This window comes from Armatimonas sp. (assembly GCF_031410135.1).
Classification (GTDB): Bacteria; Armatimonadota; Armatimonadia; order Armatimonadales; family Armatimonadaceae; genus Armatimonas.
On sequence record NZ_JANNYP010000674.1, the window covers coordinates 1 to 9910 of the forward strand.

The following is a 9910-nucleotide window of genomic DNA, read 5'->3' on the forward strand; positions in this document are numbered from 1 at the left end:
CAGGAGCGCCCCATCGCAAAGCCGATATTGGCACGGGCCAGCGCGGGGCCGTCGTTGATGCCATCGCCTACCATGCCGATGCTGCCGTACTGCTGCCCCAATGCCGTCACCGCCGAGAGCTTGTCTTCGGGGAGAAGCTCGGCACGGACATCGGTGATACCGGTCTGCTGAGCGATCTGGCGAGCCGCGGCACTTCCGTCTCCGGTGAGGATCACGGTCGGGATACCAAGAGCGTTGAGCTGTGCCACCGCCTCTGCTGCGGTTTCCCGAACCGTGTCCGCTACCCCGATCACCGCAAGCGCTTGCTGTGCATCAGTCAGCACGACCGTTGTCTTGCCTTCCGACTCAAGCCGGGCCAGCAACTCCTCCACGTGCGGCCCACACACATGGTTCTCTTCGGTCAGTCGGTGGTTGCCCACATAGTGCCGCCGTCCCTCCAGAGTCCCCGTCACCCCGCGACCGATCACCGCCTCAAACGCCTCCACAGGCAGGTGCTGGCAGTCGTGGTTACGGGCGCAGTGATTCACAATCGCCGCCGCGACCGGGTGCTCTGATGCCGCATCCAAGCTCGCCGCCAGATGCAGTAGCTCGGAGGGGCCACGATCTGTCAGCGGCAAGATATCCGTCACTGCAGGCCGTCCCTTGGTCAGTGTCCCGGTCTTGTCAAAAGCAATCACCTTGATATGGCGTCCCGCCTCCAGAAACGCCCCGCCGCGCACTAAGAGCCCCAGCCGCGCCGCCGCCGTGAGACCACTCACAATGGTAACGGGAGTCGAGATCACCAGCGCACAGGGGCAGGCGATCACCAGCATCACCAGCGCCTTATGGAAGTACTCCTGCCAGCCGCCGCCAAAGAGCAGAGGCGGAATCACGGCGTAGAGAAGTGCCAGTACCACGACTGTCGGGGTGTAGATTTTGGCGAATGTGTCAATAAAGCGCTGGGTGGGAGCGCGCTGCTGCTGTGCCTCTTTGACCGCCGCGACAATCCGGTCCATCGTCGTGTCGCCCCGCGCCGCACGAACCTCAAAGATAAATGTCCCGTTGATGTTGCGTGTCCCGGCAAAGACCTCATCGCCTGGAAGCTTCTCCATCGGCAGGCTCTCGCCGGTGATTGCCGCCTGGTTCACTGCCGAGCTGCCCTCGGTGACCACGCCGTCCAGCGGCACGATCTGCCCCGGCTTCACCCGCACTCTATCCCCGACTACCACCAGCGCTAGCTTGCTCTCGTGAAAGGCTCCGCAGTCCGAGAGAACCTCAACGGTCTCGGGTGCGGCTTCCATCAGGCTCTGAACCGCCTTTCGGGCACGCTCCAGCGAGAGTCCCTCGATCACCTCGGCCACCGCAAAGAGCACCGAGGCCATCGCCGCCTCAGGCCACTGCTGAATCACCATAGCCCCCACAATGGCAAGGCCCATCAGGAAGTTAATATTGAGTGTCCGGGTCTTGAGCGCCATCCAGCCTTTGCGTGCCGTCTCCACGCCTGAGAGCGCCAGCGACCCCAGCGCCATCAGAACCACAGGACGCGCATCATCGGCGTGCTGTCCGGTGCGGCTCTCGATGATCCAGGCTCCCGCCTCCGCACTCGCCGCCAGCAAGCCCGAAAGCCCCAGCCGGATTAGCTTTGCCTTGGGGAGCACCGGTGCCACCTGCAACATCCCCGCATTCTCCGCCGTCAGAGGCCGTGCATGCATCCCCAGCTCCGCCAGTGCACTCTCCGCCGTGGCTTTTGCTTCGTCGGCATGCGTCACCGTGAGAATTCGCTCGATCAGGTCAAACTGAAGTCCTTCAATGCCCGAGACACTGCGCAGGCGATTGCGGATCATCTGCTCCTCGGTGGGGCAGTCCATAGCGGAGATAAAGTAACGGGAAACAGGCATATGCTTATGGTATCGTATCCTCACAAGCAGATGATCCCGCAACGCCAACAAACGCAACAAAGGCAACCACACTCCCTCAGAGACGAGGTAAAGTACAAGCTCGCTCACTCGTTCCTGAGTGCTCATAACGATGCAAAAGCGGCAGCCCAATGTGTTGCGAATTGGGATACCGAAACAGCACTTGAGACAATTGCCGAACTTCTCAAAAACTGTCGATTTTACGCCAGATACAACCTTAAGGAGTGGCGAGAGATGCTTGTTCTTGACTTGATTTCTTCGTTAGTTCCTGCCCTCATTCTTGCACCAACCCTCAAGTGGCTCAGCCTGACAATGCTGATCCCCGCATTTCTTGTCGGTATATTGATGCGTCAAGTATGGCCATTTCGTACGAAAATCCTTCGGCAAAAGCTCATCTGGGCTCTAGAAGCCCTCTTGCCACAAACATCTCCTTCGATGCTTCCTATCATACTCGAAGTAGCAGTCTGCATGGGAAATCCCGAGCAAAGCTTGATTCTCCAACGTACTCTTACGAGGCTCTTACCACACTTCAATATTTCTACGGTACAAACACTAACACTTGACCAACATCACTATCTTTTGCGCCTTCTGAAAATCCCCGATGAAGACCTGGCGATTGCAACTTTATTAGCCATTGAAACAATTGCAGATCACCGGGATGCCGATGCTGTGCGTTTCGATGTTGCGTGCCCTAATAAACGTGTCCATTTAGTTCGGCAGGAATGTTTAGAGCTTCTTGAGGTCGCCAAAAAGGTATCCTAAACCATGCGATGCTTTCTCCCTCTTGTCCTCGTACCTCTTTTCGGTTGTACACAGCCGACGGCCTCACCCACGCCCCTCGCAGTCGCGCCGCAGCAAACCAGGGTGACGATGCCCGATCTGGTGGGAAAGCCTCTCTCGGAGGCGAAGGTGCTTCTGGTAAAATTAGGGCTGACCGTCGGGGAGGTGAGTGAGGGCAGCAGTACGCGTCCGAAGGGCCAAGTGGCGGAGCAGATTCCGGCAGCGGGTGTGGCGGTGAAGCCGGGCACCAAAGCGGAGCTGCATGTCAGCCGCGGGCCAGACGACGATCCAGGGCTGCTCAAAAATGCCAGTGAAGGCGCAAGCTACACTCCCACAAAGCGCGGCAAGAGCGTGATCCGGCTCCCGCGCCAAGTGGAGAGCCCACCGACAGACTTTCTCAAGGGAGCGTCGGAGGTTACTCTGGTCGCGGAGGGGCTAGAGCATCCACGCTGGCTGACCGTGGCGGAGAACGGCGATATTTTCGTGGTGGAGTCCCGGCTCGAAGTCAAGAAAAAGAAGCAGCCCAACCGCGTGACCGTGCTTCGTGACACCGATGGCGATGGCAAATCCGATCAGCGCCGTGTCTACGCAGACGCGCTCTATCTTCCCTTTGGGATCGCCTTCCACAAAGACTTTCTCTATGTCGCCAACACGGGAAGTGTCGTGCGCTGGCCCTACAAATCCGGCGATTTAGTCGCCTCCCAGCCCGCCGAGACCGTGATCTCCGACATTCCCGAGATCGGGATGCGCCAGCACTGGACCCGCAACCTCGCCTTCTCCCCTGACGGCAAGTGGCTCTACGTGACCATTGGCAGCAAGGAAAACGCGGACATCGAGGAGCCCGAGCGCGGCACAATCGTCCGCTACGCCCTCGACGAGACAGGAAAGCCCATCGGCAAGCTTGCCATCTTTGCCTCGGGCCTGCGTAACCCGATTGGCCTGGCCTTTCACCCGAAGACCAACGCCCTCTGGGCCGTGGTCAGCGAGCGGGACTACTTAGGCGACGAGCTGGTGCCGGACTTTCTGACGGAGGTCAAAGAGGGCGGCTTCTACGGCTGGCCCTACTACTACCTCGGCCCCCACCACGACCCACGCCTACCGGAGCGCCCGGATTTAAAGAAGCGCACCCTGATTCCTGATGTACTCATCCCCGCCCACTCCGCCCCCCTCGGGCTGGTCTTCGACAAAGACGGCAGTGCCTACGTCGCGCTCCACGGTTCGCAGAACCGGAGTCGCTTCACCGGCTACAAGATCATCAAAGTCCCCGCAGGCACCAAAAAGCCCGAAGACTTCATCACCGGCTGGCTGAAAAATGCCGACGACAACGCCGTCAATGGCCGCCCCGCCGGGCTCGCCTGGGACAAAGACGGCTCCCTACTCATCACCGACGACTGGGCAGGCCGTATCTGGCGCGTGAAGCTCTAGGGCATCCAGCGCAGGAGGTCACGAATACGCAGGTCGGTTGTTTTATAGGAGCGAGCAAACATCGCTTCTGGGCCACGGTAGAGGTGAATGGTATTCAGGTCAAACGTCAGCCCAAGTTCCTCCACCAGATACACCATTAGCTCGTCGAAGTCGTCTCCTGTGATCCCTAAGTCATCCTCAAGAGACCGATCGGCAGTAAGTTTTTCGGGACGGATACTCTGGTGCTCGGAGATCATACGCATAAGCTCCCCCAGCTTCATTGCCTCCAGAACCTCGCCCACGGTTAGCTTGCGCACATCGTTCAAGTGCCCTAGCGTCTCTAAGATCTTCGTGTGAATAAATAGATGATCCACGAGATCGTAGTAAGGCGAGGGGTAGTCATCCAGCGCCATGAGCCAAGTAGGCAGCTTGATAAACGTCCCCAGCACATCGTCATCGTGGAGCGGCGTATTTGGCGAAATGCGTAGCAGGCGTTTGAGCAACACCTGATGGTCGCTACTCATAGGTGGGCTTTGACAACTTCCCAGACACGCTGATGATCCCCAGAATATACGCGCGCTCGCTCCTTAATTGTCATCCAGATGGGCTCTGGTTTCTTTTCCCAGTTCTCACAAGTAAGGCGTGGATCAGTTCCTTCGGCCAGCAGCAACTTCACCACTTCAACATTACAACGCCATGCCGCATGCAAAAGTGGACGATTCGCAACGCCAAGAGTAGGCATTTTGTTCACACTCGCCCCGCGCTGGATAAGTTCCTTCACCAAACCAAGATCCCCCTGGTAGGCAGCATTTGAAAGTGCAGAACTATCCGTGCCACCTGTTGGGCAACCGTGCTCCAGGAAAAGCCAAGCAGTCGGCACATTATCTTGTCCGATCGCCTGCACGAGATTTTCGTACGTCGGCTTGACTCCCAATGAGAGTAGTTTTCGGGTTGCCGCGAGGTTCTCGGGATAAGCGAGCCCTCCATCCCAACCAGGCCGAGTGTAGTAGACAAGCTGCACATCTAGGAGGCGTTTAAGAACTACCTTGTCCCCTTTTGCCAAAGCAATGAGCTCCTCCCAATCGTACGAACCCTCAAGTGATAAGGCACCACTCTGTAGATCATTAACCTGCATCGCCTCGATGATTCGCACATCGTTGCCGCGAACGAGCACGCGCCTCGCCTCGAAGGGAAGGCAGGCCACCAACAGTATGATAAGAGCAACCCCAAGGCGACGCATAGTGAGCTTTCTGATCCAAAAACCAACAAGCTGCCTTTCACAAACGACAGGCGGCTTCGGTTTAGAGTATCACACGCTTACTTTACAGCAAGCGCCTTCTCGACCTCTACAATAACAGCAGGAGTCAGCGGGTCGGTGCCTGCTTTGACGCGAGCAACCACCTCACCATTGCGGCCAATGATAAACTTGGCAAAGTTCCACTCAATGGGGCCGCCGAACTTAGCATTGGTCGTCTTGTCCGTTAGGAACTTGTAGAGGGGAGCCTGCTCCGCGCCCTTGACGGTGATCTTGGAGAACATCGGGAACGCCACTTTGTAGGTCAGCTCACAGAACTCCTTGATCTCTTTGTCCGTGCCCGGCTCCTGAGCGCCAAAGTCGTTGGCGGGAAAGCCGAGGATCACGAGCCCCTTCTCCTTGTATTTTTCGTACAGCGCCTCAAGGCTCTTGTACTGGGGCGTGTTGCCACACTTGGACGCCACATTGACGACCATAATAACGCTTCCCTCGTAGCGAGAGAGCTTGACTGGGTTCCCCAGAATGTCCTTGACAGTGAAGTTCAGCGAGGGGGCGACCTTGACGTTCGGGTAGTCGGAATTGGTAGGAGCCGAGGCATCCCCCTCGGAGTCGGGCGCAACACCGGCGAGCTTGGCCTCGGCGAGATTGTCAAAGCTGGCAAACGAGCGGTTGTGGAGCTTGTAGTACATCCCCCGGTAGGTAAAGTAGCCCGCCGCATAGTTGATATGACAGTAGCTGCACTTCTGGCCTTCTTTTTTTCCGTACTCGGGCCGCGCCAATGCCGCAGGAATGATCATCAGAAAAGCGGCGACGGTAAGGAGCATTTTCAACATCTCGCTTCCAGTTTACCAAAAGTGTGCCCACCGCCGACAATGAAGATCATGGAAAGAAAACTTGCGAGTGTTCAGCGCGTGCTGGCGCTCCGTCCTATCGAGAACGCGGATGCCATTGAGCTGGCGCAGATCAATGGCTGGCAGTGCGTGGTCAAGAAAGGCGAGTTTGCTGTCGGGGCGCTTGGGGTGTTCTTTGAGATAGACGCCATCCCACCGGAGCTTCCGCAGCTCGCGTTTCTGTGGACCTCGCGCAACGCCACAGAGCCGCAACCGCGCCCGGAGAGCTTCCGCATCAAGACCATGCGCCTGCGCGGCACTCTCTCGCAGGGCTTACTCATGCCGCTGGCGCAATTTGTCCTCCCAGAGAATTTGAGTGAGGGCGATGATCTCACCGCGTTTCTGAGTGTCGGCAAGTGGGAGCCTCCCGTGCCGTCGGGCATGGGCGATTTCCGTGGCCCGTTCCCGCCGCTGGTGCGCAAGACCGACGAGATGCGGGTGCAGAGTGTTCCCTGCGTGCTCGATGAGCTGCGTGGCCTGCCGTATGTCATTACACTCAAGTGCGACGGCACCAGCGCGACCTACTGCATTGACCCGCGCACCGACGAGTTCCATGCCTGTGGCCGTAACCAGAGCATCCTAGAGGACGCGAACCACTACTGGAACCTCGCCAAGAAGTATGAGATCGAGGCCGCGCTTCGCAAGTTCCCACACCTCGCCGTGCAGGGCGAGATCTGCGGCCCTGGCATCCAGACAAACCGCCTGGGACTCAAGACGCTGGAGTTTTTCGTCTTCAATGTCTACGACCAGCAGCAGGGCAAGTACCTCAGCCACGACGACGCGAGAGCGTTTCTGGCAGAAGCGAACCTCCCTGCCGTCACGGTTCTTGAGGAAGGCGAGGCATTCGCCCATACCCAGGACTCGCTCCTCGCCCTCGCCGAGGGCAAGTACGACGGCACGCAAAACGAGCGTGAGGGAATCGTCATTCGGCCAAAATCCGAGCGCAACAGCCTGCTCCTTGCCGGACGGCTCTCGTTCAAGGTGATCTCCAACCGCTTCTTACTTAAAGAGGGCGAGTAGCACCGCCGATTAGAACGGCGGTGCTGGAGAGCTAAAGCTACAAAGGCCGTTCCGGCCATAGGAATTTGATATGGGCCGGGTACCCTCTGGGTGGCCCTTTGTAGCGCGAAGCGCTCTCCAGTCCCCACGCTCTAACCGGGGGGATGCCCGCGATATAATGACGCTTACGCGCCTCGGTTGAGGCACCAGGAGGTTTTTGTGGCATTTGCAAGCTGGCAGCGGACGGTAGACTGTGGCGCACTGCGCGCCGAGCATGTGGGACAGGAAGTGGTGGTTAATGGGTGGGCCAATAGTGTCCGTGACCACGGTGGGGTTGTCTTCATGGACTTGCGAGACCGCACCGGGCTCGTGCAGATTGTCGCCGATCCGACGCGCAATGTCACTGGCCCCGAGGCCCACGCCATCGCGGAGAAAGTTCACAACGAGTACTGTCTGTCTATCCGTGGCCGGGTTGCCGCTCGCCCCGATGGGCTGGCGAACCCCAATTTAGAGACAGGTGGTGTGGAGATCGAGGCCATTGAGATCACGGTTTTCAATACGGCTCGTGCCCTTCCTTTCCAGCTGGACGACAAGAACATCAACGAGGAGACGCGCCTCAAGTACCGCTACTTGGACCTACGCCGCCCCGAGATGTATCGCAAGATGCACCTGCGCCATGAGGTCGTCCGCGCCGTCCGCGAGTATTTTTACAAGAACAACTTTCTGGAAATCGAGACTCCGATTCTGACAAAATCATCGCCGGAGGGTGCTCGTGACTACTTAGTGCCCTATCGCTTGCAGGCTGGGAAGTTCTACGCCTTGCCCCAAGCGCCGCAGCAGTTCAAACAGCTCCTGATGGTCGGCGGCATGGAGCGCTACTTCCAGATCGCCAAGTGCTTCCGAGACGAAGGCCAGCGCGCCGATAGGCAGCCCGAGTTCACGCAAATTGACCTGGAGATGGCATTCGCTACCCAAGACGATGTACTAGGCATGGTCGAGGGCATGGTCATTGAGGTGATCGAAAAATTCACGCCTCAGACCGGCAAGACGATTCTCTCCAAGCCCTTCCCACGCTTCTCGTTTGATGAGTCCATGCGCCGCTTTGGCACCGACAAACCCGATATCCGCTTCGGGCTGGAGCTGATCGACTGCGCCCCGCATCTCACCGAGACACAGTTTGCCGTCTTCCAGCAGACGCTCGCCAACGGTGGGCAAGTAAAAGCCGTGCGCTACCCCGGTGGCGCGAGCATCCCCCGCCGCGAGATGGACGAGCTGGGCAATCTCAGCCGCGACTGGGGTGCCAAGGGCATGGCATATTTCCTCGTGGACGAAGAGGGCAAAGCTACACGTGGCCCCGTCGCCAAGTTCCTCAGTGATACCGAAAAAGAGGCGCTGGTTGCTGCCGCCGAGGCCAAGCCAGGTGACCTGGTAGGCTTTATCGCCGACCAGCCCGAGACGGTCGCGAAAGTGCTGGACCGCCTGCGCCGCTTTATCGGCGGCAAGCTGGGACTGATTGATAAAAACAAGCTCGCCTACTGCTGGATCGTGGACTTCCCGGTCTTCGAAAAAGACGAAGAAACGGGCAAGCTCACATTTGCACACAACCCGTTTGCGATGCCCCAGGCCGAGGATCTCGACAAGTTCGAATCTGACCCCTTAGCCATGCGCGCCCAGTGCTACGACATGGTCTGCAACGGCACCGAGTGCGCATCGGGCGCAGTCCGTATCCACATCCCCGAGATCCAGGTGAAGGTCTTCGAAAAAATGGGCCTGACGCCCGAGCAGATCCAGAGCCGCTTTGGGCACATGCTCGACGCCTTCGCGCTGGGCGCCCCCCCCCACGCCGGGATGGCGCCAGGTCTGGATCGGCTTGTCATGCTCCTCTGCGACGAAGAGAACATCCGCGAGGTGATTGCCTTCCCCAAGATGGGCGGCGGCTACGACCCGATGATGGACGCCCCATCGGAGGTGGAGCCTGAGCAACTCAAGGAGCTAGGCATCACAATAGCAGAGAAGCCCGCCGAGTAGCCGCCCCATAAAATGAGGCGTCTGGGTGGCGCTTCGCGCCGTAAAGCCCGTGCCGGGCTGGGAATCGATCCCAGCCCGGTTCTATTTTACGAGGGGCCAAACGCGCCGTACTAATCCCTCATTTTCCCAGTCTGCATGCTCTGATTTAGGCAGAAGCGCGCAACTCGCGAGGGGTAGCCAATTGGTCAGCTTTGAGTACGAGCCACACACGGTACAGCCACCATCACCTCCACGAATCCGTCCATCTTGACATTGTTCATACCAATAGGTATCAGGAATCATTTGGAGTCCAAACGCATTTGGTTGTCGATGTTGTTTCCAAATTGTTTCTTGCCCAGGATAGTGACTCTCTAAAGGCGGAAGATTATCCCCCCAGCGGAAGAGGGTACGTGTCCCTGCAGCGCAGACATACTCCCACTCATCCGAAGTAAGTAAACGAAACGGCTTGATACTACGTCCGATCACCTTACTATAGGACATGCGCTCAAGCAATGATTCGGCGACTTCATTCCACTTAAACTCATCAAAATCGGCCTCGACCAACAAGGGTAGGATCTCACATTGGCGTAGTCGTGACATTGAAAATTTCAGCCAATCTGACAACAGTCCTCATGAAGATGCTTCACCACAGAGCATGAAAATCTGAGTTTAGCAAGGTA

General features: G+C 58.0%; 8 protein-coding genes. 4 read left to right on the forward strand and 4 right to left on the reverse strand.

Annotation, left to right across the window (positions count from 1 at the left end; genetic code table 11):
• Positions 1-1877: heavy metal translocating P-type ATPase (locus tag RMO15_RS24625; protein WP_309718849.1), on the reverse strand; the 1877-nt coding region annotated here is incomplete at its 3' end.
• Here RMO15_RS24625 and RMO15_RS24630 point away from each other — a divergent pair.
• Entirely contained in the window at positions 1878-2657 is a 780-nt protein-coding gene (locus RMO15_RS24630; RefSeq protein ID WP_309718852.1) for a hypothetical protein, read from the forward strand.
• 3 nt (positions 2658-2660) lie between these two features.
• On the forward strand, positions 2661-4100 hold the full coding sequence (locus tag RMO15_RS24635; RefSeq protein ID WP_309718854.1) for a PASTA domain-containing protein: 1440 nt from the start codon (positions 2661-2663) through the stop codon (positions 4098-4100).
• Here the strand turns inward: RMO15_RS24635 and RMO15_RS24640 are convergent.
• The 3 genes from RMO15_RS24640 to RMO15_RS24650 all read right to left on the reverse strand — a co-directional run bounded on the left by RMO15_RS24640 (position 4097) and on the right by RMO15_RS24650 (position 6167).
• Positions 4097-4603 (reverse strand): hypothetical protein, encoded by a 507-nt coding sequence (locus RMO15_RS24640; protein ID WP_309718857.1) that lies wholly within the window; start codon positions 4601-4603, stop codon positions 4097-4099. The genes RMO15_RS24635 and RMO15_RS24640 overlap by 4 nt on opposite strands.
• A complete protein-coding gene (locus RMO15_RS24645) occupies positions 4600-5319 on the reverse strand; it encodes an ankyrin repeat domain-containing protein (protein ID WP_309718859.1) in 720 nt (239 codons plus the stop codon). Before RMO15_RS24645 ends, RMO15_RS24640 begins: the two co-directional genes overlap by 4 nt.
• 77 nt (positions 5320-5396) lie before the next feature.
• Positions 5397-6167: a glutathione peroxidase gene (locus RMO15_RS24650; protein WP_309718861.1), complete on the reverse strand. Its 771-nt coding sequence runs from the start codon at positions 6165-6167 to the stop codon at positions 5397-5399.
• A gap of 48 nt (positions 6168-6215) precedes the next feature.
• On the opposite strand from RMO15_RS24650, the gene RMO15_RS24655 reads away from it, so the two are divergent.
• Positions 6216-7244 carry an RNA ligase (ATP) gene (locus RMO15_RS24655; protein WP_309718863.1) on the forward strand — a complete coding sequence of 343 codons (1029 nt, stop codon included), beginning with the start codon at positions 6216-6218 and terminating at the stop codon, positions 7242-7244.
• Positions 7245-7442: 198 nt separating this feature from the next.
• Positions 7443-9251, forward strand: coding sequence for an aspartate--tRNA ligase (aspS, locus tag RMO15_RS24660; protein WP_309718865.1), 1809 nt, complete (start codon positions 7443-7445; stop codon positions 9249-9251).
• The last annotated feature ends 659 nt before the right edge of the window (positions 9252-9910 follow it).

Bases quoted from the DNA above. Each gene is read 5' to 3' on its own strand.
- RMO15_RS24650 (WP_309718861.1), bottom strand. From the start codon at position 6,167: ATGTTGAAAATGCTCCTTACCGTCGCCGCTTTTCTGATGATCATTCCT.
- RMO15_RS24645 (WP_309718859.1), bottom strand. From the start codon at position 5,319: ATGCGTCGCCTTGGGGTTGCTCTTATCATACTGTTGGTGGCCTGCCTT.
- RMO15_RS24635 (WP_309718854.1), top strand. From the start codon at position 2,661: ATGCGATGCTTTCTCCCTCTTGTCCTCGTACCTCTTTTCGGTTGTACA.
- RMO15_RS24655 (WP_309718863.1), top strand. From the start codon at position 6,216: ATGGAAAGAAAACTTGCGAGTGTTCAGCGCGTGCTGGCGCTCCGTCCT.
- RMO15_RS24630 (WP_309718852.1), top strand. From the start codon at position 1,878: ATGCTTATGGTATCGTATCCTCACAAGCAGATGATCCCGCAACGCCAA.
- RMO15_RS24640 (WP_309718857.1), bottom strand. From the start codon at position 4,603: ATGAGTAGCGACCATCAGGTGTTGCTCAAACGCCTGCTACGCATTTCG.